The organism is Phenylobacterium sp. (assembly GCF_044358365.1).
Lineage (GTDB): Bacteria > Pseudomonadota > Alphaproteobacteria > Caulobacterales > Caulobacteraceae > Phenylobacterium.
The window spans coordinates 34,479-58,616 of record NZ_JBIKNZ010000002.1 but is presented as its reverse complement, the minus strand read 5'-3'; the positions used below and the strand labels follow the sequence as shown (position 1 = coordinate 58,616).

Genomic DNA, 24,138 nt, shown 5'->3' with positions numbered 1-24,138 from the left:
GCGTCCAGCCCTGAGGCCAGACGCCGCATTGAGGGCGGCTAGAAGGACTTCTTCACGTTGAAGTAGAGGTAGCGGCCATAGGGATTGTAGACGGTGGCCGAAAAGCCACCGGGCACGAGCGGCGGGTTCTTGTCGAAGACATTGCGTGCGCCGACGAGCAAGCGTGTGCCCTGCAGGTACTTGCCGTCCTCTACGGCGTAGGCCAGCGACACGTTGTGCACCAACGTCGAGGGCACCCGGTAGAAGCCACCCGCCGCATACGTCAGCCCGGTATCATAGTATTTGCCGGTGTAGGTCGAGAACCAGTTCACCGTGACGCTGTCCTTGCGCCAGGTGAACGATCCTGTGCCGCGCCATTCCGGCGTCCCGTTCTGGCCAACGATGTCCTGACCGCCGGTGATTATGGTCCCCGCGTTGATCTGGCCTGCCGCGCGCGCGGCGATCAGGGTCGCAAGGCCGTCTGTCGGCGACTGATAGAGCTTGTCCAGTCGTGCGGCGTTCACGTCGAGGGTGAAATCGCCGAAGCTGTCCGTGGAGACCCGATAGTTGACGCCGAGGTCGATACCCTGGGCGACCTGCGGGAGCTGGTTCATGTACTTGTCGTCGGCGAAGTCCACGAAGCCGACGGGGGCCAGGCCGGTTCCTGCGAAGACGGCGATGTTGTCCGGCGTCGGCGCCAGGCGACGCACTGCCGGGTTCGAGGAACCCTGCAGGCGCAGCAGGTAGTCGAGGATCACCGCGTTGCCTTCACCGAACAGGCCGACGATGCCTTTCTGGCGGATCTTCCAGATGTCAGCGGTCAGGATCAGGCGACCAAATTCCGGCGGCAGGAATTCCGGCTGGAAGACAATGCCGTACGACAGAGATTCAGACGTCTCCGGCTTCAGGTCGGGGTTACCGGCCCGCACGGCGCGGGTGGTCCGGGACTGGGCGCACTGGGTAAAGCTGGTGATCCGCCGGGCGCGCAGGTCGGCCTCGCAGAAGTAGAAGTCCTGGCGGTTGTTGGTGCGGCTGACCTGGGTGACGTTGATCTGTTCCAGGTTGGGCGCCTTGAAGCCCTGCGACCACGAACCACGCAGACGGAACCCCGGGACGATGTCCCAGGCGGCGGCCACCTTCGGCTTCGCCACGCTGCCCACGTCGCTGTAGTCTTCCGCGCGGCCGGCCAGCTGGACCTCTACGCGGTTGACCAGCGGGATGTTCATCTCGGGAGAGACCAGCGGTATGGCCAGTTCGGCGTAGGCGGACTTCACGGTCCGGCGGCCGCTCACGTCCGGCGATACCGAGGTGCCTGGAATGTTGCTGAGCGCCACCGTAGCGCCGACGATCGGGCCAGTGATCGCATCGATGTACGGGATGGTCCCGTCGACGTTGTCGTCGCGGTTGTCGCTATAGGTTTCGCGACGCACTTCGATGCCGGCAGCGAGTCCGATATCACCGGCCCATATGGTCAACAGGTCCGGCCGGCTCACCTTGAGGTCCCACAAGGCGAGCGTGGTCTTGTTCGAGCGCGTGATCGGGGTGACCAGACCGGCGATGGCCGCAGCACTGGACGGCGTCTGGTCTCCGCCGGTGACAAGGTCCGCCCCTGCGCCGATGCCGTTGAACGGATTGTAGGCGTCGGATGTTGTACGATTGACCGCCGCGGAGAAGGCCGTGCCGTTGAGGGCGTACGACAGGTCGTCCACCGTCGCCTCGGAATAGAGGGCGGCGCTTTCCCATCTGAAGCCGAACTTCTTGCCCTTCAGCCCGCCCAGGACCCGATACTGGTCGTTGGTCACGACCACCTGCGAAGCGCCCAGGTCCAGAAGGCCGTAGGAGTTGAAGGTCAACCGCAACCCTGTGGTCGGCACGCCCACCAGGTTCGCGAGCCGGTTCGGGTTCGGCTGGCCATTGGCCAGCGTCGTGGCGCCGAACGGGTTGAAGAAGGCGTTCGGCCCGATGGAGATTACCGGCGATGTCGTGACAGCGTTGAAGCCGGAGACATTCCCCTCGGTGCGAGCACGGTAGTAGCCGGCCTCGCCGAAGACCGTGACGTCGTCGTTGATGTCGTAGTGGCCGGTCACAAACAGGTTGGCCCGGTCGGCCTGGGGGATCACCGAGGACTTGGTCTGGGCGATAGTATCAGGGCGGAAGGCGCGGTCGGTCGTGGTGTTGAATGCGCCCGGCACAACGCAGAGTGCGGGGCCGATCGCCACCGTGCAGGTCACTGACTGCGGCGAGGTGTGGAAGATGCCAGTGGAACCAGTGATCGCTGTCGTGCCCTGGCGGATCGCGCTTGTCACGCCGACGGCCTGGAAGGCGCCGAAGCCCGAGGTCGCCGCGCGGTTGTCGAGGCCGACCGTGGTGGCGAATTCGGTGCCGGCGAACAGCGACTGGCGGTTGGATGAGGCCGTGTAGTCCTGGTCAGACGCCAGCAGGGCGGAGCGTTTCTCCAGAGACCCGAAGACCGTGATGTTGCCGCGGCCTTCACTGAAATTCTTGCCATAGACGCCGGTCAGGCGGCCTTCGCGCAGGTTGGCGCCGGGGGCCGTGCCGTACTGCGCCTCGACTTGCCCGCCGTCGAGATCATCCCGCAGGACTGTATTGATGACCCCGGCTACCGCATCGGTGCCATAGATCGCCGCGGCGCCATCGCGCAGAACTTCGATGCTCTTCAGGCCCGCAACCGGAATGGCGTTGGTGTTGTAGGTGAAGGTCGGAACCAGCGATTCAGCCTGGGTCGTCGGGTGGTAGACCGTCCGCCGCCCATTGATCAGCACCAGGGTGTTGCCCGCGCCGAGATTTCGCAGGCTGATCGAGTTGACATCGCCCCGGGCAGAGTTCGAGGACCCTGGCAGGAAGCTGGAGTTGAAGGTCACATTGCCCGCTTGCGGGATGGTGCGGAAAAGTTCGTCGCCGGAACCAGCGGCTGCGCCCTGGATCTGCTCGGCGGTCAACAGGGTCACCGGCAGCGCGGCGGTGACCTTAGACCCCTGGATCTGCGAGCCAACGACGACGATCTCGTCGACTGTATTCTGTTCGGAGCCGGTCTGCGCCAGGGCAGGCGCCGACGAACTGGCGAAGGCGCACAAGGCGCTCGTGGCAAGCAATGCGGCTCGACCGCGCGACGTCATGACCATGATGTTTGAATTCCCCCAATATCCCCCGACGCTTGGCGCGTCTGTCGGGGGGGTTTGAGCAAGTTCAGGATTTCAGTTCAAGTGAGTATTCAGCGCGATCCAGAAAACGCCGCCAGGCCTTGGCGGCGTGGCGCGGCGTAGATCAGTCGCTGCCGCTGCCGCCCCCATCACTGCCACTATCATTCCCGCCATGGTCGGTTTTGCCTGAGTGCCGGTGGTCAGCGCCGATCCATGTCCAGGCGCCGGCTTCATGATCCGCGCCACTGCGGCGAGTTCCACGGAAAGGGCGGGCACGGCTCGCCAGCAATATCACCACCAGGATGATGCCAGCACCGACACCCAGGACGACAAGACTGACGCCATCCATGGCTTCACCCGTTGAAGTTCAGCTTCAGCCCCGGCCTTGGCCACTTCGCCCTGAACAGCTTTCCAGTCGCCGAGGCGGTGATCCAGGCTGTCATCATGTCCGGCCCGCCGAAGCAGATGTTGGTGATGATCAGGTCCGGGAAGGCGTAGTGCTCGGTCGTACCGGACGGGTCAAAGGCTGTGATCCCGCCGTTGATGATGGTGGCCACACAGACCTTGCCGCCGGCCTCTACCGCCAGGCTGTCCAGCAGTTGGTAGCCCGGCAGGTTGCAGACGACATTCCCGGTTGCGAACCCGGCGGCGGGCGCCAGTTCCCCCGGCGCCGCGACGTCGAACGACCATAGTCGGCCCAACTGGGTGTCGGCGAGGTAGACGGTCTTCTCGTCCGGTGACAGGCCGATGCCGTTCGGGCTGATGATGTAGTCGCGCTGGCGGCTGATGTGGCTGCCGTCGACCCTGGCGTGGTAGATGCCGCCGAACTTGCGCCCCTCGGGCGTCGAACAGCCGTGGTCGGAGAACCACATGCCGCCGGCCTTGTCGAAAACCAGGTCGTTGGGGCCGATCAGGCGGCGCCCGTCGCAGCTGTCGTAGACGGTGGTCAGCGCCCCGGTCGCCAGGTCGTAGCGCTGGATCGATCCACCGGTGTGCGACGCCGGGGTGGGTCCCGGGATCGTCATGCCGGCATTGTCCAGCCACTGGAACGCGCCGCCGTTGTTGGTGATGTAGATGGCGCCATCCGGGCCGATGGCTGCGCCGTTGGGGCCGCCGCCGGTCTCGACAACCAGCTCTTTTGATCCGTCTGGCCTCACCCGCGTCAACCGCTGACCCTTGATCTCGGTGAGGATCACCGAGCCATCGTTCATGGCGATCGGCCCCTCTGGAAACTCCAGACCTTCGCAGACCAGTTCGAAATCCATGGGGCGCTCCTCCGATTTGTACTTGAGGGCGACCTTAGCGCCAGATCAGCGGCGTTCCAGCACCCGGAAGGTAAACGCATACTCGTCGTCTTCGCCGGCCTCGTAGCGCTGAGAGCGAACCTCGGTCCAGCGGCTTTCGTCGATGGGGGGGAGGAAGACGTCACCCTCGACGTCGGCGTCGACCTCGGTGAGGTACAGTCGCCGGGCCTTGGTCAGGGCGATCTCGAAGATCGAGGCGCCGCCGATCACACAGACCTCATTGACCCCGTCTTCCTCGGCCTGCTCACGGGCGATGGACAGCGCATCCGAGAAATCTTCGCAAACCACAGCGCCCACCGGTTCAAAAGACCCGTCGCGGCTGAGCACGATGTTGGTGCGTCCGATCAGCGGCTTCTTGGGCAGGCTCGTCCAGGTCTTGCGGCCCATGATCACCGGCTTGCCCATGGTTGTGGCCCGGAAGATCGCCATGTCGGACTTCAGTCGCCAGGGCAGCTTGCCGCCCCTGCCGATGACGCCGTTGCGGGCGCGGGCGATGGGGCCGGCGGAGAGGAGGGCGGGTGACATGGGATCGTCTTAGGCCGTCGGCTCCAGCCAGGACAACCACTTGCGACGCACGGCCTCCTCCGGGTCGATGCCGAAGCGGCGGCAGTAGAGCAGCAGCATGCACAGGACGTCGGCGGCTTCATCGCCCCGATCCTGTTCCGTGGCGGTCCCGCGACCGCGACCGGAGAGCCGCAGATGCGCCTGCGACAGTTCACCCAGCTCTTCCTGCAGCTTGAGCAGGAACCAGTCGTCATCGCGGTTGATGTCGTACTTTCCCGCATAGATGTCGGAGATCTGTTCGGCGGCGTCCGACACGCCGGTCAGGGTCAGAGCCGCAGTCACCACTAGACCGCAATCGGTGCGGCGATGGACGGGTGGGCCGTGTAGCCCTCCAGCCGGAAGTCTTCGTAGTCGAAGGCCAGCAGGTCTTCCTTGTCGGCCACAAGCAGGGTCGGAAGCGGCAAGGGCTCGCGGCTGAGTTGTAGCTTCGCCTGATCCAGGTGGTTCAGATAGAGGTGCGCATCGCCCAGCGTATGGACGAACTCGCCTGGTTCATAGCCGGTCACCTTCGCCATCATCAGCGTCAGCAGGGCGTAGCTGGCAATGTTGAACGGCACGCCCAGAAAGACGTCGGCCGAGCGCTGGTAGAGCTGGCAGCTGAGTTTCCCTTCGGCCACGAAGAACTGGAACAGGCAATGGCAGGGCGGAAGGGCCATGTCGTCCACATCGGCGGGGTTCCAGGCCGAGACTATATGGCGGCGGCTGTTGGGGTTACTCCTCAGGCTCTGAACGACCGCAGCGATCTGGTCGATGACCCGACCGTCGGGCGCCGCCCATGAGCGCCACTGCTTGCCGTAGACAGGGCCGAGTTCACCCTCTGCGTCGGCCCATTCATTCCAGATGGACACGCCGCGTTCCTGCAGCCAACGCACATTGGTGTCGCCGCGCAGGAACCACAGCAGTTCGAGGATGATCGACTTGCGATGCAGTTTCTTGGTGGTGAGGAGTGGGAAGCCCTTGGCCAGGTCAAACCGCATCTGGCGGCCAAAGACGCCCAAGGTGCCGGTGCCCGTCCGGTCGCCGCGCTTAACACCATTGGCAAGGATATCGGCCAGCAGGTCGAGGTACTGCCGCTCGGGATGATCGGCAGGGGCAAGACCCAGACTGGCAGGAGTGACGGGCGCGTTCATGCCGAATCAGTTGAGCGCCGATTCGGGTTCAGGCGAAATGGCCTGAGGGCCTCGCATCCACAGCCGCTTCCGGGATACCCACAGAGGTCAGCGGCTCAGCCCGGGAACCCGCCACCATCGAGGAATACTTGCTCCTCTGCGGTATTGGTCCGCCCGAGGCAGGGATTGCGATGGGGAAAGCGGCCGAAGCGGGCGATAATGTCGCGGTGGATTTTCGCCCACTTCACGAGCTCCGAGTCGCCCAGCTCCTCTGCAAGTCGGACACCGCGATCCTGGTCGGCGAGGGTTTCGGAATGTTCGAAGGGCAGGATGAAGAACTGGCGCATATCCTCCTCCACAACCTTGTGCCAGCCCCGGTCGGTGGCCGTCCGCGCGATGGTCAGCGCTTTCGGATCGGTGGCGTAGCTGTGAGCCGAGCCGCGATAGAGGTTGCGGGGGAACTGGTCGAGCAGGATGAGCAGGGCCAGTGATCCCTCCGGCGTCAGCATCCAGCTGTCGTACTCGCCGCAGGCGGCGCGATAATGCACCGGCTCGAACTTCAGCCGGATGGCGCCGTCGAAACGCTCGTTCTTGACGAACCACTTCTGAGGCCCGGCATTGCGCCAGAATCCCAGCACGTCATTGGGTGTTGCGGCCAAGACCGGCTCCTTGTTTTGTCGGTCCTGACTAGAACTGAAGGGCGGGTTCGTTCAAGCAAGGTTCACCCGCACGGTGCGCATCCTGTGCGCAAGGGGACAACCGGGCCGCAGGTTGCGGTCCAAGTTGGATGTTGAATGACATGAAGTCGGCGATGACCGCTCTGGCGATCGTGCTGCTGGCCCAGGCCTCGCCTGTGCTGGCCCTACAGCGCGACGAGCCGGACAGCCCCGAACGTGCGAAGGCCCCGCGCACGGAGCGCAGCTATGAGCGCCAGGACCGGGAGCATCATCAGGATATGCCCGCTCGCGGGGATCGTTTCGGTCCGGACAGACCGGGCGGCGACAACCCCTCATCCGATTGGCGTGGCCGTGGCGCGCGAGAAGCTCCCACGCCGCCAACGGCCGGGGAACCCGCTCAGGCGCCAGCTGCGCCGCAGGTCCGTGCGCGAGGTGACGGCGGGCGGCAAGGTGGAAGCATCTACGGCGACTCGGTGGGACGTCCTGGCCCCTGGACGCTGGGCAATGACCGCCTGGACGAGGCGCGCGAGGATGACAGGCGCGGACGCGGATCCGATCGCGGCGACGATCACCGTGGCCGCAGCGGCGACTACAGCGGTCGCGGGGATGACCGCCGAAGCTGGGACCGGAGCGACAATGGCCGCCATCGCGGTGATCGCTACGACCGCGGCCAGCGCTGGGAGCGGGGACGGTATCCGTCGGTCTACTTCAGTCCCTATCGCTATCGATACGCCTGGCGGCCGCCCAGCGGCTACTACGCCCACAACTGGTCCTTCGGCGATTTTCTGCCGCGGAACTGGTACGGGTCCGGCTCCTGGCTTTCGGATCCCTGGCGGTACGATCTTCCCTGGTCGCCGCCAGGCTATGAGTGGGTGCGGCTAGGCTACGACGCCCTGCTGGTGGATGAGTACACCGGTCGCGTCGTGCAGGTGGTTCGTAACATCTTCTGGTAGTCAGCCCTCAAGCCTGTCCGTTTCAGGCTGTCACGCTCTGTTGGCAGGCGGCGCAAAGGCCTCTGGCTTCAAGCGTCACCCGACGAACAGCATAGCCGGCGGCCTCGGCGGCCGAAAGCTGGGCGGCGAAGTCGGGGGCGAATTCCTCGGCCTCGCCGCAGCAGTCGCAGATCAGGAACGCTGCCGCGTGCCCGCCCTCCAGGCGGCAGGGCACATAGGCGTTCAGGCTCTCGATCCGGTGAACGAACCCCAGTCGTTCCAGGAACTCAAGTGCGCGATAGACTGTAGGCGGCTTTGCCGCCTGGCCCCCAGCGCCGAATGCGGCGATCAGGTCGTAGGCCTTGAGCGGGGCGTCTGCCTGCAGCAACAATTCGAGCGCGCGCCGACGCGGCGGCGTGAAGCGCTCCTGCGCCGCCGCGCAGCGGTCGCTGGCGGCGTCGAGGGCATGGCTGAGCGCGACGTCCTTGAGCCCGTGATGCACGTGCTGGCCGTGATGGTCGCAGGTGTCCGTCATGACCCTCAGCTACCTCAGTTCAGCCGTCATCCGCAACCCGGATACCTAGCGCCATCCAAGCTCAGGCGTCTTTGGTCTCAGGCGCACCGGGGCTCTCGCCGCCCTCAAAGGTCTTGGGCTTGCGCCGACGAACGCGCACGGGCTTTTCGACATCTGCCTCGATGCTTGGAGCTGGCGCTGGCCGAGCCTGCAGGAAGGCTGGCGCATGGCTGGCCCCGCCGTCGGAATCCCGCAGCATGGCGCCGCGCGGCTCCGGCGCATCAACGGCCTGTGCTGTGACAACCGGGGCCGGCTCGCGCTCGGTACGATCCGGACGGTCGCCACGATCCTGGCGGTCATAGCGTTCGCGGCGGGGCTCCTCGCGACGCACCTCGTCACCTTCTGCGCGGGGTCTGTCATCGCGCGGCCGATCATCCCTGGGACGATCCTCACGGGGGCGATCATCACGATTTCTGTTGCGATCCCGATCACGGTTGTTGTCGCGGCCAAAGCGCTCACGGTTGCCGTTGCCGGGCCCGTCGTTGCGCGGTCGGTCGTCACGCGGACGGTCATCGCGGTTGCGGTCCTCGCGGGGGCGATCATCCCTTGGGCGATCCTCACGGGGTTGCCAGTCGCTGCGGTCGCGAGGGCGGTTCTGATCGCGGATCTCGCCATCTTCAACGGGTTCGCCGGCGGCTGTGGCGGCCTCATCAGCGGCCAGAGCCTGGGCCTGACCGGTCTCGTCTTCGAAATCGATATCGTAGCCGGACGAGAAGTGGTCGCGCCCCAGAATCTCACTGGCCGGCCGGTTGGGCTGGATTGCGCGCAGAAGGCGGAAATAGTGTTCGGCGTGCTGGAGGTAGTTTTCCCCCAGAACCCGGTCGCCGGCGGCGTTGGCGTCCCGCGCCAGCTGCTGGTATTTTTCGAAGACGTGCTGCGGGTTGCCCCGCACCTTCACGCCCTCGGGGCCGTTGGAATCGAAGGCCCGGTTGGCGTTCTGCGTGGGCTTCATATTGCCCCCGCCGCCGCCGCCGCCCCGATTGCGCCCACGTTGGCGCTTCATACCCTTGAAATCTCTCATATTTTGAAAACCGTTAGGCTCTTTCCTGAGCGCCAGTTCGGCGGCCTTGCCTTCAGCTTGGCGAGCATCTTGCCCGATCAGATTGTTGAAGACGTTTGTGTTCCCCGTCTTCCGCCCTGGAGCTCGTCAGCGAGAGGCCTTTTTGAGGAAGCGTCGCGCCTGTCGGGTCGGGCGGGCGTCCTTCATGGGGACGCATCTACCGGCAACACTGACGAATTTGGGTGGAGACGAGGAGACGTGTAGCGAGTCAGACGGCTGTTTCCAAGGCCTTTTTCATTCCGGCCACCACCCTGTCCCGGTCCGCGAGATCACGGATGGTCTGGACGCCTTCGGCGCCGGCGGCCCGGAACAGTGCTTCGACCTCGGCCTTCTGGTCGTAGCCGATCTCCACGGCGAAGCGACCGCCGGGCTTGAGTACACGCAGGATCTCCGGCGCAAGCACGCGGTAGTGATCGAGCCCGTCAGGGCCGCCTTCAAGGGCGATCCGGGGCTCGTGATCGCGTACCTCCGGCTCCAGGGTATCGATGACGTGATTGGCGATGTAGGGCGGATTGGACACCACCAGATCGAACAGGTTCTCACCGAGACCTGCCGTCCAGTCGCTGCGCAGAAGGGCGATGCGGCTTGCCAGGCCAAGGGCGGCAGCGTTGTCGCGGGCGACGGCCAGAGCGTCCTCGGAGATGTCGATACCCAAACCGCGTGCGGCCGGACGTTCTGCCAGCAGCGCAAGCAAGATGGCGCCAGATCCGATCCCCAGATCGAGAATCGACCAGGCGGCATGCTCCGGAAACTCGCGCAGCGAAAACTCGACGACGGTTTCGGTGTCGGGCCTCGGCGTCAGTACGTCGGAAGTGACGTTGAGCATGATCTTCCAGAAGCCCTTGCGACCTAGAATATGGCTGGCCGGTTCGCGGTGTTCCCGGCGAGACAGATAGCTGTCTAGCGTTGCTTCCTGCTCCGCGGTCAGCAGCCGATGGGGATCGGTGACAATATCGACCCTGGTGGCGTCGGCGGCGGCCTCGACCAGAAGCCGGGCGTCGATGACGGGTCCATTCAGGCCGGCGGCCTGAAGCCGTGCCTTGGCCTGGCCCCACGCCTTGACCAGCGTCAGGCTCACGATCGGACCTCGGGTTCGGTGACGGCATCGCCCAGACCCACAGTTCCCGCCGCCGTGACGTGGACGTAGATTCCGCAAAACATGTGACCGTAACTGTCGAACAACGCCTTCACGACATCCAGATCGGCGACCGCCGTGGTGGGGTCCACATGGGTCGCCGCACAGCGAACGATCGGCTTGAACACCCGGGCCCGGGCCCAGCCCAGCATCAGGTCGCGATCCTCCCAGTCATTCTCCACCCAGGCGGGCCAACCTTCGACGTAGAGGTTGGCGCGAAAGCGCATCGGGTCCAGCTCCACACCCATCTTCGCCGACAGATCGCGGACGCTGGCCATATTGACGATGGAGACCTGGCCCTTCGGATGGTCGGTGAACCGGAAGGTCCCGCGTGCATCCACCACTTTCAGAGGTCCGCGCGCCTCGTCGCCCAGGACGCCGGTCAGCCAGATCGCAAAAGCTTCCCGGTCAGCGGCTTCGGCCAGACGGCCCGAAAAGGTTTCCGTCCCAGGAGCCTGGGCGGTCAGGGCGCCGGTCAAGTCATCCAGGCGGGTCCGGACGGCTGCAACGCGGGGGATGGCCGCCAACACCGTGAACTTCTGCTTGGGTGTGAAGCTTGGCGCGTCCGGGTTATACCCCGATGGTCCGTTCTCAACCGCCCACACCCGGTCCATCGCGAGCCCCTCATCGGGGGCCAGGGCGATCTGATTCAGGCCCTCGGGTGTGAAGCCCTTGATAGGGTGGCGAAAGATCGCTGCAACATGACCGTTCATGGCGGCGCTTCTGACGGAATTCCGGGGTCTCTGCAAGCTGGCCCGGTGAGCGGTCAGCCGGGTGGTCTGTCGCTGATGCCGCAGTTGCTTCCGCCGCTGTCGCACCCTTCGATCCTGATGTCCTGATTTCCACGTCCCCGCGCCTTTGCGTCGGCGGTCCACTCACTGCGCTTCTTACAGATCTTGGTCGCCCGAACCCGTGAGCCGCTGGTGGGCGATGAGCGGCAGACCAGCGGGTCTTCGGCCTTCGGAGCCGCGGGGGCGCCGGTTACCGTGACGCCTGAAACCCCTGTCGCCTTCTGGGCGTCGCAGTCTGCTGGGGATCAGCCGCCAAGGCTGTCGTGGCGAACAGGGAAACAATGGCGAGCGTTACTGCCAAGCGCATTTCCAAGTCTCGGTTCGAGGGTTGACCAAGAGTCACAATCGGGGACTGCGGACGTTTGGGCAAGCCCGGGACGGGCTCGCTTTCATACATTTGGAGCGCGACGGGCGCTTGAACCGGTATCTGCTTCAAGCTGTCGGGCTCTAGCCAAACTCGTCCTCGAGCGCGGCCAGTCGCGCGGCCTGATCCTCGGCGATCAGCGGTTTGATCACGTCGTCCAGAGCGTCGCCTTCCATCACCTTGGCAAGATTGTAGAGCGTCAGGTTGATCCGGTGGTCGGTGACGCGTCCCTGGGGGAAGTTGTAGGTACGGATGCGCTCCGAACGGTCGCCGGACCCGACCTGGCTCTTCCGGGCATCCGAGCGCGCGGTATCCAGGGCTTCGCGTTGCTGGTCGTACAGCTTCACCTTCAGCGCCTTCATGGCGCGGGCGCGGTTCTGGTGCTGCGACTTTTCCGACGACGTCACCACGATCCCACTGGGCAGGTGAGTGATGCGAACGGCGGAATCGGTCTTGTTGACGTGCTGTCCGCCGGCTCCTGACGAGCGATAGGTGTCGATGCGCAGGTCCTGATCGCGGATCTCGATCTCCACTTCCTCCGGCTCGGGCAGAACGGCGACCGTGGCCGCAGAGGTATGGATGCGGCCCTGGGCTTCGGTGGCCGGCACCCGCTGGACCCTGTGAACACCGCTTTCGAACTTCAACCGACCGAAAACGCCGTCGCCGGTGACGGCGGCCACGATTTCCTTGAAGCCGCCCATCTCGCCCTCGGAGAGGCTGTCGATCTCCACCCGCCAGCCCTGGGACTGGGCATAGCGCTGGTACATCCGGAACAGGTCGCCGGCGAACAGCGCCGCTTCGTCGCCACCCGTGCCGGCCCTGACTTCCAGAATAGCCGAGGCGTTCTCGTCCCGGTCTTTCGGGGCTAGCAGAAGGGCGACCTCGCGCTCCAGCGCGGGCAGCTTTTCCTTCAGCGCCTCCAGCTCGTCGCGCGCCATCTGGGCCATCTCGGGATCGCCGGCGGCGGCCATCTCCTCAAGTTCGGGGGCCTCGGCCTTCACGCGTTCCAGCGCCATCACCGCGTCGGCCACCGGCTTCAGCTCGGCGTGCTCCTTGGACAGGCGGACGATCTCGGCGCCGTCCTTGGCCGCGCCCATGCGCGCCTCGATCTCGCGGAAACGGTCGAGCACCTGATCGAGTCGGGCCTGGGGAAGTCGCAAGGGGGTTGTCCTGAGGGCGGGGCGTGTCTCTAGCTCAGCAATGCCGCCACGACAATTTAGGTTATCATGATCCGACCAGACCGGGAGATCTGACATGCCAGACTATCACCCAGGCAACCGCGCACTGCAGGACGCGTTCGGCAGTCGGGCCCTGGCCGATCGGTTGGCGGAAAAACTCGGACGCAACGTGTTCAGCGAGGCTGATGCGACATTCATCGCCGCGCAGCCCTTCTTCTTCCTGGCCACAGCAGATGCCGACGGGCGACCGGACTGCTCCTTCAAGGGTGGCGCGCCGGGGTTCGCACGCGTCGTCGCCCCAGACCTGCTGGTGTTTCCCGACTACGATGGCAACGGCATGTTCAAAAGCCACGGCAACATCCTGGCCAATCCGCATGTAGGACTGCTGTTCATCTCCATGACCGAGCGCCCGGCCCGGCTGAGGGTGAACGGCCGGGCTGACGTCGTCTCGGACGATCCCCTGATGGCGGAGATCCCGGGCGCGCAGTTACTGGTCAGGGTGACGCCAACCGACATCTTTCCCAACTGCCCGAGATACATCCCCGATGTCTCTACAGGCCGTGCGTCGTCGGATACGCCTCAGGCAGGCGTAACGGCTGACGAGCCGCGTTGGAAAACCTATCCGGACTTCGCGGACGTGACCCCGCCACGCCGTCGGCCATAGAAAAGGCCCCCTCCGTCGCCGGAGGGGGCCTCACCGCGCTTAAGCGCGACTGTTTCCTAGAGCGCGACAGCTTGAAGTGGATACCGGTTCAAGCGCCCGTCGTGCTCTAAACATATGATAACGAGCCTGTTTATCCGGTTCAGATGGTTCCATCTGAACCGGACAGGCTCTAGGCGCGGACGCCGGTCAGGGCGGCGTTGCCGAACATGCCGAGCTTCACGTTGCCGCTCATGTTGTCACCCTCGACCTTGGCCGAGAAGTCGAGCTTCATCGGCATCGGGCTGGTGATTTCGGTGTTCCAGGTCAGGGTGTCGCCGTCGACGGCGCCCGTGACTTCCTGCGAGCCCATGTCGCTGTCGACCTTGCCCGTGAAGGTGGCGCCGCTGGTGGCGATGGTGACATCCATCGTGCGCGCGCCCATCGGCGTGTTGATTGTGATCTTCCAGTTGCCGTCTGCAGACATTTTCTAACTCCGGGGGAATGGTTCGCCACCTAAGACCGGAAGCGGCCGGTTTGCAAGAGTGACGCTGGCGTCACTTTTGTGATTTTGACTTGCTTCAGGAGATCGCGTTCAGCTCGGCGGCCCGGATCTCTGCCGCTCTGGCCTCGACCAGTTCCACGATGTGGTCGACCATCTGATCGTTGTCCATCTTGTGGGCGGCCTTCCCGGCCAGATAGACCATCCCCGCGCCCTTGCCGCCGCCGGTGAAGCCGATGTCCGTCATCAGGGCCTCGCCGGGCCCGTTCACGACGCAACCGATGATCGACAGGCTGAGCGAGGTTGAAATGTGGGCCAGTCGCGTCTCCAGAGTCTCGACCGTCTTGATCACGTTGAAGCCCTGACGGGCGCACGAGGGGCAGGCGATGATGTTGACGCCCCGGTGACGCAGGCCGAGAGATTTCAGGATGTCGAAGCCGACCTTCACCTCCTCGACCGGATCGGCAGCGAGGCTGACGCGGATGGTGTCACCGATGCCGGCCCAAAGCAGCGAGCCTATGCCGATGGAGGATTTGACTGTGCCTGTCCGCAACGCACCCGCCTCGGTGACCCCAAGGTGCAGTGGGCAGTCGATGGCATCCGCCAGCTGCTGATAGGCCGCTACGGTCATGAAGGGATCGGAGGCCTTCACGCTGATCTTGAACTCGTGAAAATCGTGATCCTGCAGGATGCGGGCGTGGCGCAGGGCGCTTTCGACCATGGCCTCGGGGCAGGGTTCGCCATACTGTTCCAGCAGATCGCGCTCCAGCGACCCCGCATTGACCCCGATCCGTATGGAGCACCCGTGGTCACGCGCGGCCTGGATCACATCCTTCACGCGCGCCGATGATCCAATGTTTCCCGGGTTGATCCGCAGGCAGGCGGCTCCGGCCTGGGCCGCTTCGATGCCGCGCTTGTAGTGAAAATGGATGTCCGCCACGAGCGGCACCGTGGCCGCCTTGACGATGGCCTTGAAGGCCGCCGTGGAGTCCTCGTCCGGGCAGGACACGCGCACGATGTCGCAGCCGGCGTCCGCCAGCTCGCGCACCTGATTGATCGTGGCCTGGGCGTCTGCCGTCAGGGTGTTGGTCATCGACTGCACGGTGATTGGCGCATCGCCGCCCACCTCCACATTGCCTACGCGGATCTTGCGGCTGGGCCTGCGATGGATCGCGCGCCAGGGGCGGACGGATGTGTGAGCTTCGGCGGTCATGATCTGGTGGAAATAGGGGATTTCACCCGATTTCCCAAGCGGCGCGTCAGGGGATCGGCGGTTTCACCACAGCGGGCCGGGGCGTCGCAACAACAGGCGGCGGTGTCGCCAGCTTGGAAGCCAGAACCTGCTGGGCCGGAAGGACGCCGGTGGACCGGCCATAGACGAAGACCTGGATGTCGTCGGCCTTCGAGACATCCAGGGTCAGGCCATCGACCTGCGGGACGCGGAACGCCTCGCCCTTTGCAAGCTGGCGGGCGAAGTAAACCGATCCATCGGCCCCTCGCAGGATCAAAGACGCGGGCTTGAGCGCCTGGACCGTGATGATCGAGGCCTGTCCGGGCGCGCCGGAATCATAGACCTTGCCCTGTGGGGCGAAGACCGGCGGCAGTGTCGTCAGGTCCACCCCTGATGTTTCGCTCGCCGCGGGCGCGGGGCCGGCCGCCGCGGTCTCGGACCTCAGGCCCATGGCGGCCGCCAGACCGGGGGTTTCATAGGCCGGCGGTGTGGTCGACTCCACCGGCGCCGGCAGCGGCGCCCCCAACTGGATAACGCCGGTCTTCACCAAGCCCAGCGCCCTGGCGGTAACCGCTTCAGGAGTCAGGGACGAGGGCGGCGCGCTGGCGACCATGGCGCGCTGGGCAACGTTCCAGAGCACAATCGCGGCGACGATCACCAGACCCCCGATCAGAAAGGCCGCCACCCGTGGGTCACGTTCATCCAGCACGCCCACCGGCGCCTGGAGCGGCTGGTCAAGGACCGGGTCATCAGTCTTGAAAAGTTCAACAGCCAGTTCCGGGTCAAGGCCAAGGCTCGTTGCAAACGCGCGAATATAGCCGATGACGAAGGGGCGGGATGGCAGGGCGTCGAGGCGCATCTCCTCTATCGCTTCCAGATAGACCCGTCGCACCCGCGTATCGTCGGCGATCTGTTGCAGGGTCAGGCCGCGTTCCTCCCGCGCCGCCCTCAGCGCCTGCCCGAGCGTGGCATGCTGCAGCAAGGGGTCTATCGGCGCCGACGGCCCTGCGGCGCCCGGCGCCTCATGGGCGGCCGGCGCGTCGGCGGGCTCCGGCGCAGGACGGTTGAACAAGCTGCGCGCCCGCTCCCGGTCTGATCGTCCGGGCGACAGTGTGAAGGTGCGTTTGCCGGGCACGCGGGTCTTGAGAGCTCCAGATGGACGGGGATCGACCCAACGCCCTGAGTATGGCGTGAGTCAGACCGCGACGTAGAGTCGGCGCGCCAGGGTTTCAATTTCATTGCGCACGGAACCGGCGCCGGATTTCAGGAGGGCCGATACGCCACGGCGGGCCGCCTCGCGGTCACAGCCCAGAACCATCTGCTTGACCGGCCCGATACCGGCCGGAGGCATCGACAGCCGTTCAAAGCCAAGGGCCACAAGCGCGAAGGCCTCCAATGGTCGTCCGGCCATCTCGCCGCAAACGCTGACCGGAGTGCCGGTTTCCGCGCAGGCCCGCTGGATCGCTTCCAGCGCCCGCAGCGCAGGGGGCGACAAAGGATCGTACCGGTCGGCCACCCGGGGGTTTCCCCGGTCTGCGGCGAACAGATATTGCATCAGGTCATTCGTCCCGACGCTGACGAAGTCTGTCATCGGCAACAGGGCGTCCAGGTGCCAGATCAGCGACGGCGCCTCGATCATGGCACCGACGTCGAGCCGTGACGGGGCAGGGCGGCCGCGTCGCTGGGCCCAGGCCACTTCGGTTTCGACCAGGGCGCGCGCGGCGCGGAACTCATCCACATTGGCCACCAGCGGGAACATGATCCGCAAGGGGCGCCCGAGGGACGCGGCAATCAACGCCCGCAGTTGCAGGCGCAAAAGGGCCGGACGGTCGAGGCCCATGCGAATGGCTCGCCAGCCCAGGGCCGGGTTATCCTCGCGTTCGGCCTCCATGTACGGCAGCACCTTGTCGCCGCCGAGGTCCAGGGTGCGGAAGGTTACCGGCAAACCGGCCGCCGCATCCATCACCCGGGCATAAAGGGCCGTCTGGGCATTGAACCGCGGCATCTCCTCGGAGACCATGAACTGAAACTCGGTGCGGAACAGGCCAATACCCTCCGCGCCGGTGTCGGCCAGGCTTTCGAGATCTACGTCGAGGCCCGCGTTCATCAGCAGCGTGACCTTCACCCCGTCGCGGGTGAACGCCGGTGTGTCCTTCAACTTGGCGAACTCGGCCTGCCGCTGGCGGCGCACATCGATGCGCGCCTGGATGGCTTTCACCACGTCGGGCCGGGGGCGAAGGTAGGCTTCGCCTGTCTCGGCGTCGACGATCACGGGATCGCCCTCATTGACGCGATCGCGCAGGCCTTGCAGGCGGCCAACGCAAGGGATGTCCAGCGCCCGGGCCACAATGGCGGCGTGGCTGGCGGACGACCCTTCTTCCAGCAACAACCCGCGCAGTTTGGTGCGATCGTATTCCAGCAGGTCGGCGGGCCCCAGGTTCCGGGCGATCAGGACGGCATTGGCCGGGAGTTCCCGCGCCACGCTGCCGGCTCCTGCCAGATGCCGCAGCAGCCGGTCGTTCAGGTCTTCCAGATCGTGCAACCGTTCACGCAGGTAGGGGTCACGCGCCTGACCAAGACGCGCCCGGTGCTCGGATCTCACCCGTTCGACCGCGGCCTCGGCGGTCAGGCCATTCTTCACCGCATCTTCCAGGTTTCGGTTCCAACCTGTTGAATGAGCGAACATCCGGTAGGATTCGAGAACATCGTAGGAGGCGTCGACGAGACCGTGCTGACCCTCCAGCATCTGATCGATCTGCGCCTTCAGTGCGGCCAGTGCATTGGCCAGGCGCTGCTCTTCGGCGGCGACATCGTCCGAAAGCAATTGTGACGAAGCCACCGGGGGTTCGTGCAGCACGACCACGCCGTAGGCCAGGCCCTCGGCGAACTTTGATCCGATCAGTCGCTCGGGCCGCTTGGGCGACAGCTCCACGCCGTCGAGATCCTCGACGCTGATCAGCTCGCCAGACGCCACCATCTCGGCCAGCACCATGGCGACGATCTGCAGGTCCTCGACCTCATCCTCGGTATAAATGCGCTCCGTGCGGTTCTGGACCACCAGCACGCCGATCGCGCGTCCGCCGCGCAGCAACGGCACGCCCAGGAACGCGTGGTAGGGATCTTCGCCGGTCTCAGGGCGATAGGAGAAGGCCGGGTGCGCGGGCGCATCGGCCAGGTTGAGCGGCCGCCCCTGCTTCATGATCTCGCCGACCAGGCCCTCGCCTGGCTTCATCCGGGTGACGTGGACCGCCTTGTCGTCGAGGCCTTCGGTTGCGAAGAACTCCATCTCGCCATTGGCGCGCCGCAGGTAGATCGAGCAGACCTCGGCCACCATCGACAGCGCGATGATGCGCACGACCATGTCCAGGCGCTGCTGCGCAGGCCCGCCGCCGGCCAGCGCCTCCCGGATCTGCTTCAGCAGGCTCCGCTGCCCCCTTAGGGCGACCTGTGTGGCCGTACTTGGCGAAACGTCCTCCCGTCTTTCCGGCCTTCCTTAGCAGATCAATCTTTCAGAATAGAGATGGATTGCGAGGATTTGCCTCTTCGCGGCGAGCCTGTACGTCGATCAGGCATGGCGGAGCCCAACAGTCCGGCCTAAATCGCGTATGTGAAAGACGAAGCCGAAACTGTTCCGCCCTTTATCCCGCCCGGCGTGATCCCGCCGGAAGAGCCGCTGCCCTTCTTCCACGCCCTGTGGAAGTTGATGGACAACCCGATCGAGACCTGGCCCCGGGCGGTCTACGAGGAGCCGTATTTCCTGCGCGGCGATGACCGGCAGATGTTCCTCTATGCAGCTGACCCTTCCATGCTGAAGGATATCCTGCTCGACAAGGCCGAGGCCTTTCCCAAGGACTGGATGTTCGACCGGGTGACCAAGCCAGCTCTGGGTGAGGGTCTGCTCACCGCGCAAGGCGAACACTGGCGCTGGCAGCGGCGGGCTGCCGCGCCCGGCTTCCGGCCCGACACCGTGGCGGCCATGACGCCGGTGATGGTCGCTGCAGCGGAAGCCACCCTGCAGCGCTGGCGCGACCGGTGCGAGGGCGCCCGCCTCGACATCGCCACCGAAATGACCGGCATCACCTTTCAAGTGATCCTCGACACCATGCTTTCGGGCGGCGACGGCATCGACGTCCCCGCCGCCGCACGCATGATCACCGACTATCTTGAAACCCTGGGCAAGATCACGCCCGCCGACCTGATGCAGTGGCCCACCTGGACGCGTGTCGCCCTGGCCCCGCGCGGCTATCGGGCCATGGTGTCGCTGAAGGCCATGGTCGACCGCATGGTGGCCGCCCGTCGGGCAGGCGCAACGCGCGATGACCTGGTCGAGATGCTGATGCAGGCGAAGGATCCGGAGACGGGACGCCAGATGGACGACGTGCTGCTGCGCGACAATCTGCTCACCTTCATCGGCGCGGGCCACGAGACCACGGCGCTGGCGCTGACCTGGTCGCTATACCTCTTGGGCGCCCACCCGCCCACGGCGGCCCGGGTTCGCGCCGAGATCGCCGAGGTGGCCGGCGAGGACCGCATCACAGACGCCCATGTCGAGCGCCTGACCTTCACCCGCCAAGTGGTGCTGGAGGCCATGCGCCTCTACCCTTCGCTGCCACTGATGAGCCGGATGTGCGCGCAGGATGTAGAGGCGGGCGGCTTGAAGGTGACAAAGGGCACGTTCGTGTTCATTCCGATCTACGCCATCCATCGCCACCGCCTTTTGTGGGATCAGCCGGACGTCTTCGACCCTGACCGTTTCAGTCCGGAACGCAGCGCCGGGCGCCACCGCTTCTCTTATCTGCCCTTCGGCGCCGGCCCCAGGGTCTGTATCGGCCAGGCCTTCGCCCAGACCGAAACCGTCGCCATCCTGGCCACCCTGATGCGCGGCGCGGTGCTTGAACCCGATCCCGGCCACAGGGTTCGGCCGCTGATGCGCGTGTCGATGCGGCCCCAGGGTGGAATGCCGATGACTTTGCGGCTGCGTTAGGGCGCGCAGGCGGGGTTGAGCTTCGCCCCCGTCCGGCGCATCGTCCCTCCAACAACAAGAAACACCGGGGGGCGGGGTGATGCGGAAGTGGCTGGTGTTTGGCCTGGCGTGGGCTGTCATTTTTGCAGGGGCGTATCTCGCGCACTCCGTCCAGACGGCAGGCGGAACCACGGTCACCGAGGTGCGGATACCCGCCGGGCAAGGCGTGGCGGTCTCGGGTCTGCTCTACACGCCGTCGAACGCGACAGCGCGGACGCCGGCGCCGGCGGTTCTGGTCTCCCACGGCTATATCAACACCCGCGAGATGCAGAGCCCGTTCGCCATTGAGCTGGCGCGGCGCGGCTTTGTGGTGCTGGCCATGGACATGACCGGTCATGGCTATTCGGGCGGCATTGTGGGCACGGCCGATTTCGGCGGTCCGGCTGCGCTACGCTGGCTGCGGAGCCTGCCCATTGTCGACAAGGCCAACATCGGCATGGAGGGGCACTCCATGGGCAGCGGGCCGGTGATGGCGGCCGCGGTCGAGGTTCCCGATGGCTACCGTTCCATTGTGCTGGAGGGGTCGACCCCGGGCCTGCTGGGCGCCAAGGCGCCGGCCAGTCCGAGAAACCTGGCGGTGGTGTTCGGCCAGTACGATGAGTTCGCGGGCCTGATGTGGGGCGTGCCCAAAGGCTCGCTGGTGGCTGCCTCGCCCAAGCTGGCCAAGGTGTTCGGTGTCGCCGGACCGATCGAGGTGGGCCGTATCTATGGTTCGGTGGCCGACGGGACGGCGCGGGTGCTACTCAACCCGCCTATCACCCATCCCGGCGAGCATTTTTCCGAGGCCGGGGTCAGCGGGGCGGTGGAGTGGTTCCAGAAAACCCTCCCGGCGCCCCGGGCCATGGCGTCCAACAACCAGGTCTGGATCTGGAAGGAGATCGGCACCCTGATCGCTTTCGTCGGCATGGTTTGGCTGATCCTGGCGACCTTCGACCTGTTATTGGGCTTTGGGGCCTTCGCGAAGCTGAACGAGGCGGCGCAACCTCTCGCCGAACGCCGCAACGGACGCTGGTGGTTGAACCTGTTGATTACCGCCGCCCTGCCGGCGCTGACCTATTTCCCGCTGATGAAGGTGGGGCAGGTGTTCTTCCCGATGCCGCCGTTCCCCCAATGGATCCAGAACCAGCTGCTGGTCTGGGCCCTGGGAACCGCGTTGATCGGTTGGCTGGTCGGTTTGCTGCTGAAGCGTGGCAAGCCTGCCTTTTCCAACCGTTGGGCGTTGTCGGCGGGGGCGGCGCTGGCCACCGTAGCGGTCGCCTATCTGTCGCTGGTGATCGTCGATGCGGTGTTCAAGGTGGACTACCGGATCTGGGTGCTGGCATTGAAGCCGCTGGACGCGACGCGGGCTTTCCAGTTGCCGGCCTACCTGGTGCTGTGGACGCTGTTCTTTCTGGTGTCCTTGCGCGCACTGGCTACCGACCTGGCTGTGAAGGGCGAGGGGGTTGTCGCCGCCCTGGGCTGGGCCAAGGTCGCCATGGCCGGCGGGTTTGTGGCGCTGGTGGTCTGGCAGTACGCGACCTTGTTCTCCACCGGCCTGCTGGCGACGCCGAAGGAACCGCTCAATGTGATCGTGGCGATCCAGTTCATTCCGCTGCTGGCGATCGTGGGTCTGATCGCGGCCTTCACGTACCGGCGAACGAACTCCTATGTGCCGGGCGCTTTCATCTGTGCGCTGCTGATCAGCTGGTATGTCACGTCCGGCACCGCCAACCACTGGCAGCCGGGGTTCGAGCCGCAGCTGCCGGGGGCTAGCGCGCGGCGGTGATCCGGTAGGCACACCTGCGGGCGCCGGCCAGGATGTGATCCGTGCGTTCGACGCTCACATCCGGCCCCAGGGCCTTGCGGAATGTCTCCAGCTCGGCGCGGCAAAATCCCTGGCAGGCGGCCGCCGCCGCGCAGATGGGGCAGTGGTTCTCCACGAGGTGGAAGCCGCCGCCAGGGTCGGGCGACCAGTCGGCCATGTAGCCTTCCGCCGTCCGAAGCTCGGCCAGGCGGGCGACGCGGGCGCCGAGGCTCCGCAGTGGCGCCAGCGCCTGGATATAGGATTGCGTGGTCACGGCCTCACGCCGGGTGATCAGCCGGTCAATACCGGCTTCGCCGAATTCGGCGCGCACTGCGTCCAGCATCTCGAGAGTCAGCTGGGCGTGAGTGTCGGGGAAACGCGCCTGCGCCGTGGCCGTCAGCGACCAGATCCGCCGGGGCCGGCCCACGCCACGCCGCTCATCGGCATGTTCGACCAGGCCTTCGGCGACAAGGCGTTCCAGATGTTGCAGGGTGGCCTGGCGGCTGATCGCCAGCGCGCCGGCCAGCGCCAGGGTCTCCGCCGGTCCGCGGGTCTTGAGCTGGAACAGGATTCGGTCGGTGGGTGTGTTCATTTGACAATGAGATTGTTGCAAATCCAGTCGGGCGGGTCTAGTCGAATTTGACATGAGTGATGTTGTCAAACCGAAGGATCCCGCCAACAGCTGGGCCGATCTGCTGGCCGAGGGGCGCGCGCCGCGGTTCCTGCTGATCTGTCTGGGTGTCTGGCTGAACGCCGCTGACAGCCTGGTGACAGCCACCATCATGCCCAATGTGGGCGCTGACCTGGGGGGGTACGCCTACTTCGCCTGGGCAACGGCGGGGTTTCTGGTGGGCGCGATCATGGCCGGAGCCAGCGCCGGACGCTTGTCGGAACTGTTTGGCCTGCGTCTGGCGACCGCGCTGGCGGGCGTCATCATGGCGGTGGGTTGCGTCATGAGCGCTCTGGCGCCGGACATCACCACCTTCCTGGCCGGACGTGTGATCCAGGGGCTTGGCAGTGGCTGGATCTCGGGGTTCGCCATGGTCGCCATCGCGCTGCTGTTCCCGGAGCGTCATCTGGCCCGGGTGTTCGCGGCGGTGACGTTTGTCTGGGGTGTGGCGACAGTGCTGGGGCCGCTGGTCGGCGGTCTGGTGGTGGAAACTCGCGACTGGCGTGATGTGTTCTGGCTGTTTGCAATTCAGGCGGCCGTCTTCGCCGTTGCGGCGCCGTTCCTGCTGGCCGGATCCGCCAAAGGGCAGGGCGGGCCGGGGATCCCCTGGATGCAACTGAATGTCCTGGCCGTGGGCGTCGGCGCGATTGCCGTGGCCAATATCCTGACGGAACCGGCCGCCGCCGTTGGGCTGGTGCTGGCGGGTTTTGGAGTTCTGGCGCTGGTGATCTGGCTAGACGGCCGGGCCAGGGTTCGGCTTCTGCCGCAGGGCGCCGGTGATGTCCGGACTGTGGTCGGCGCAGGCTATCTGGCCATGTTCGCCATGACCGCGGCCACCATGGGTTTCGGCATTTATGGCCCGCCGATCCTGCAGGAGCTTCGCGGATTCTCGCCGCTCTGGGCCGGTTACGCCATCGGGGCCGAGGCCATGGCCTGGACCATCGCCGGGATCGCGGTCGCCGGGGTCACCGGGGTCTGGGACGGCCGCTGGATCCGTATCGGCGCAGCCTGCCTGATCGCCAGCCTCGCCGTGCTGACCTGGAGCATGGCCGATGGCCCGCTCGCCTGGGTGCTGGTGGGCGGATCGTTGATGGGCGTGGCCTTCGGGTTTTCCTACGCCTTCATGACGCGTCGTATCATGGCGGCGCTGTCAGACGAGGACCGGGCCATCGGTTCGTCTGCTGTCTCCGCCGTCCGACAGACCGGCGCGGCGGCGGGAGCTGCGATTTCGGGCGTGGCCGCCAACATGGCGGGCTTTTCGCAGGGACTGACAGAAGCCAGTGCGCGATCGGCCTCGCTATGGGTCTTCGCCTCGGTGATCCCGATCGCCCTGATCGGCGCCTGGGCGGCGTTCCGGATGACGGCGGTGACGGCCCGGGACTAATCCCTCGCTGGCCGCCAGAGCGGTCCGATAGCGATCCGCAGGACAGCGACATTGAACAGCGCATTCGATGCGGTGCC

22 protein-coding genes are annotated in these 24,138 nt (G+C 65.7%); 6 read left to right on the top strand and 16 right to left on the bottom strand.

The features are described from left to right. Window positions 1-38: 38 nt before the first annotated feature. Window positions 39-3,122, bottom strand: a complete 3,084-nt coding sequence (locus ACIQ3B_RS01030) for a TonB-dependent receptor domain-containing protein (protein ID WP_397399276.1) — start codon at window positions 3,120-3,122, stop codon at window positions 39-41. A 250-nt stretch (window positions 3,123-3,372) separates the two neighbouring features. Here ACIQ3B_RS01030 and ACIQ3B_RS01025 point away from each other — a divergent pair, with 250 nt between their 5' ends. Beyond that, on the top strand, window positions 3,373-3,504 hold the full coding sequence (locus tag ACIQ3B_RS01025) for a hypothetical protein (protein WP_397399274.1): 132 nt from the start codon (window positions 3,373-3,375) through the stop codon (window positions 3,502-3,504). On the opposite strand, the gene ACIQ3B_RS01020 is transcribed toward ACIQ3B_RS01025, so the two are convergent. The 5 genes from ACIQ3B_RS01020 to ACIQ3B_RS01000 form a co-directional block, all read right to left on the bottom strand. Beyond that, complete coding sequence (locus ACIQ3B_RS01020) at window positions 3,494-4,405, bottom strand: SMP-30/gluconolactonase/LRE family protein (RefSeq protein WP_397399272.1); 912 nt, start codon at window positions 4,403-4,405, stop codon at window positions 3,494-3,496. The genes ACIQ3B_RS01025 and ACIQ3B_RS01020 overlap by 11 nt on opposite strands. Window positions 4,406-4,450: 45 nt before the next feature. Continuing rightward, window positions 4,451-4,969 carry a dihydrofolate reductase gene (locus ACIQ3B_RS01015; RefSeq protein WP_397399270.1) on the bottom strand — a complete coding sequence of 173 codons (519 nt, stop codon included), beginning with the start codon at window positions 4,967-4,969 and terminating at the stop codon, window positions 4,451-4,453. A gap of 9 nt (window positions 4,970-4,978) precedes the next feature. Continuing rightward, the gene (locus ACIQ3B_RS01010) at window positions 4,979-5,290 is read right to left on the bottom strand and encodes a phosphoribosyl-ATP pyrophosphohydrolase (protein ID WP_397399268.1); all 312 of its coding nucleotides are present in this window, start codon (window positions 5,288-5,290) and stop codon (window positions 4,979-4,981) included. Window positions 5,291-5,292: 2 nt separating this feature from the next. After that, a complete protein-coding gene (locus ACIQ3B_RS01005) occupies window positions 5,293-6,138 on the bottom strand; it encodes a thymidylate synthase (RefSeq protein ID WP_397399266.1) in 846 nt (281 codons plus the stop codon). Between the two features lie 95 nt (window positions 6,139-6,233). Next, complete coding sequence (locus ACIQ3B_RS01000) at window positions 6,234-6,776, bottom strand: DUF924 family protein (protein ID WP_397399264.1); 543 nt, start codon at window positions 6,774-6,776, stop codon at window positions 6,234-6,236. A gap of 140 nt (window positions 6,777-6,916) precedes the next feature. Between ACIQ3B_RS01000 and ACIQ3B_RS00995 the strand changes: the two genes are divergently transcribed. Next, window positions 6,917-7,747 carry an RcnB family protein gene (locus ACIQ3B_RS00995; protein ID WP_397399262.1) on the top strand — a complete coding sequence of 277 codons (831 nt, stop codon included), beginning with the start codon at window positions 6,917-6,919 and terminating at the stop codon, window positions 7,745-7,747. A gap of 22 nt (window positions 7,748-7,769) precedes the next feature. Here ACIQ3B_RS00995 and ACIQ3B_RS00990 read toward each other — a convergent pair whose 3' ends face one another. The 5 genes from ACIQ3B_RS00990 to prfA all read right to left on the bottom strand — a co-directional run bounded on the left by ACIQ3B_RS00990 (window position 7,770) and on the right by prfA (window position 12,810). Then, window positions 7,770-8,261: a Fur family transcriptional regulator gene (locus ACIQ3B_RS00990; protein WP_397399260.1), complete on the bottom strand. Its 492-nt coding sequence runs from the start codon at window positions 8,259-8,261 to the stop codon at window positions 7,770-7,772. A gap of 61 nt (window positions 8,262-8,322) precedes the next feature. Continuing rightward, window positions 8,323-9,303, bottom strand: a complete 981-nt coding sequence (locus tag ACIQ3B_RS00985; RefSeq protein ID WP_397399258.1) for a DUF4167 domain-containing protein — start codon at window positions 9,301-9,303, stop codon at window positions 8,323-8,325. Between the two features lie 265 nt (window positions 9,304-9,568). Continuing rightward, window positions 9,569-10,438: a peptide chain release factor N(5)-glutamine methyltransferase gene (gene prmC, locus ACIQ3B_RS00980; RefSeq protein WP_397399256.1), complete on the bottom strand. Its 870-nt coding sequence runs from the start codon at window positions 10,436-10,438 to the stop codon at window positions 9,569-9,571. Continuing rightward, window positions 10,435-11,208, bottom strand: coding sequence for an MOSC domain-containing protein (locus tag ACIQ3B_RS00975; protein ID WP_397399254.1), 774 nt, complete (start codon window positions 11,206-11,208; stop codon window positions 10,435-10,437). Before ACIQ3B_RS00975 ends, prmC begins: the two co-directional genes overlap by 4 nt. A 525-nt stretch (window positions 11,209-11,733) precedes the next feature. Next, a complete protein-coding gene (prfA, locus tag ACIQ3B_RS00970) occupies window positions 11,734-12,810 on the bottom strand; it encodes a peptide chain release factor 1 (protein WP_397399252.1) in 1,077 nt (358 codons plus the stop codon). Window positions 12,811-12,904: 94 nt separating this feature from the next. On the opposite strand from prfA, the gene ACIQ3B_RS00965 reads away from it, so the two are divergent. Then, window positions 12,905-13,492: a pyridoxamine 5'-phosphate oxidase family protein gene (locus tag ACIQ3B_RS00965; protein ID WP_397399250.1), complete on the top strand. Its 588-nt coding sequence runs from the start codon at window positions 12,905-12,907 to the stop codon at window positions 13,490-13,492. Between the two features lie 169 nt (window positions 13,493-13,661). On the opposite strand, the gene ACIQ3B_RS00960 is transcribed toward ACIQ3B_RS00965, so the two are convergent. The 4 genes from ACIQ3B_RS00960 to ptsP all read right to left on the bottom strand — a co-directional run bounded on the left by ACIQ3B_RS00960 (window position 13,662) and on the right by ptsP (window position 18,622). Beyond that, window positions 13,662-13,955, bottom strand: coding sequence for a hypothetical protein (locus ACIQ3B_RS00960; RefSeq protein WP_397399248.1), 294 nt, complete (start codon window positions 13,953-13,955; stop codon window positions 13,662-13,664). Window positions 13,956-14,049: 94 nt separating this feature from the next. Beyond that, the gene (gene ispG, locus ACIQ3B_RS00955) at window positions 14,050-15,183 is read right to left on the bottom strand and encodes a flavodoxin-dependent (E)-4-hydroxy-3-methylbut-2-enyl-diphosphate synthase (protein WP_397399246.1); all 1,134 of its coding nucleotides are present in this window, start codon (window positions 15,181-15,183) and stop codon (window positions 14,050-14,052) included. A 46-nt stretch (window positions 15,184-15,229) separates the two neighbouring features. Next, entirely contained in the window at window positions 15,230-16,336 is a 1,107-nt protein-coding gene (locus tag ACIQ3B_RS00950; RefSeq protein WP_397399244.1) for a helix-turn-helix domain-containing protein, read from the bottom strand. A 60-nt stretch (window positions 16,337-16,396) separates the two neighbouring features. Then, the gene (gene ptsP / locus ACIQ3B_RS00945; RefSeq protein ID WP_397399433.1) at window positions 16,397-18,622 is read right to left on the bottom strand and encodes a phosphoenolpyruvate--protein phosphotransferase; all 2,226 of its coding nucleotides are present in this window, start codon (window positions 18,620-18,622) and stop codon (window positions 16,397-16,399) included. Window positions 18,623-18,808: 186 nt separating this feature from the next. On the opposite strand from ptsP, the gene ACIQ3B_RS00940 reads away from it, so the two are divergent. Then, window positions 18,809-20,185: a cytochrome P450 gene (locus ACIQ3B_RS00940; RefSeq protein ID WP_397399242.1), complete on the top strand. Its 1,377-nt coding sequence runs from the start codon at window positions 18,809-18,811 to the stop codon at window positions 20,183-20,185. 79 nt (window positions 20,186-20,264) lie between these two features. Continuing rightward, complete coding sequence (locus tag ACIQ3B_RS00935) at window positions 20,265-21,989, top strand: alpha/beta hydrolase (protein WP_397399240.1); 1,725 nt, start codon at window positions 20,265-20,267, stop codon at window positions 21,987-21,989. Here the strand turns inward: ACIQ3B_RS00935 and ACIQ3B_RS00930 are convergent. Next, window positions 21,973-22,599, bottom strand: coding sequence for a helix-turn-helix transcriptional regulator (locus ACIQ3B_RS00930; protein ID WP_397399238.1), 627 nt, complete (start codon window positions 22,597-22,599; stop codon window positions 21,973-21,975). The two genes, ACIQ3B_RS00935 and ACIQ3B_RS00930, sit on opposite strands and share 17 nt — an antisense overlap. A 52-nt stretch (window positions 22,600-22,651) precedes the next feature. Here ACIQ3B_RS00930 and ACIQ3B_RS00925 point away from each other — a divergent pair, with 52 nt between their 5' ends. Continuing rightward, complete coding sequence (locus ACIQ3B_RS00925) at window positions 22,652-24,061, top strand: MFS transporter (RefSeq protein WP_397399236.1); 1,410 nt, start codon at window positions 22,652-22,654, stop codon at window positions 24,059-24,061. Window positions 24,062-24,138 lie beyond the last annotated feature (77 nt).

Coding starts and splice junctions, on each gene's coding strand:
- ACIQ3B_RS01030 (WP_397399276.1), bottom strand. CDS start 3,122: ATGGTCATGACGTCGCGCGGTCGAGCCGCATTGCTTGCCACGAGCGCC.
- ACIQ3B_RS01025 (WP_397399274.1), top strand. CDS start 3,373: ATGATCCGCGCCACTGCGGCGAGTTCCACGGAAAGGGCGGGCACGGCT.
- ACIQ3B_RS01020 (WP_397399272.1), bottom strand. CDS start 4,405: ATGGATTTCGAACTGGTCTGCGAAGGTCTGGAGTTTCCAGAGGGGCCG.
- ACIQ3B_RS01015 (WP_397399270.1), bottom strand. CDS start 4,969: ATGTCACCCGCCCTCCTCTCCGCCGGCCCCATCGCCCGCGCCCGCAAC.
- ACIQ3B_RS01005 (WP_397399266.1), bottom strand. CDS start 6,138: ATGAACGCGCCCGTCACTCCTGCCAGTCTGGGTCTTGCCCCTGCCGAT.
- ACIQ3B_RS00995 (WP_397399262.1), top strand. CDS start 6,917: ATGAAGTCGGCGATGACCGCTCTGGCGATCGTGCTGCTGGCCCAGGCC.
- ACIQ3B_RS00990 (WP_397399260.1), bottom strand. CDS start 8,261: ATGACGGACACCTGCGACCATCACGGCCAGCACGTGCATCACGGGCTC.
- ACIQ3B_RS00985 (WP_397399258.1), bottom strand. CDS start 9,303: ATGAAGCGCCAACGTGGGCGCAATCGGGGCGGCGGCGGCGGCGGGGGC.
- ACIQ3B_RS00975 (WP_397399254.1), bottom strand. CDS start 11,208: ATGAACGGTCATGTTGCAGCGATCTTTCGCCACCCTATCAAGGGCTTC.
- ACIQ3B_RS00965 (WP_397399250.1), top strand. CDS start 12,905: ATGCCAGACTATCACCCAGGCAACCGCGCACTGCAGGACGCGTTCGGC.
- ACIQ3B_RS00960 (WP_397399248.1), bottom strand. CDS start 13,955: ATGTCTGCAGACGGCAACTGGAAGATCACAATCAACACGCCGATGGGC.
- ispG (WP_397399246.1), bottom strand. CDS start 15,183: ATGACCGCCGAAGCTCACACATCCGTCCGCCCCTGGCGCGCGATCCAT.
- ACIQ3B_RS00935 (WP_397399240.1), top strand. CDS start 20,265: ATGCGGAAGTGGCTGGTGTTTGGCCTGGCGTGGGCTGTCATTTTTGCA.
- ACIQ3B_RS00930 (WP_397399238.1), bottom strand. CDS start 22,599: ATGAACACACCCACCGACCGAATCCTGTTCCAGCTCAAGACCCGCGGA.
- ACIQ3B_RS00925 (WP_397399236.1), top strand. CDS start 22,652: ATGAGTGATGTTGTCAAACCGAAGGATCCCGCCAACAGCTGGGCCGAT.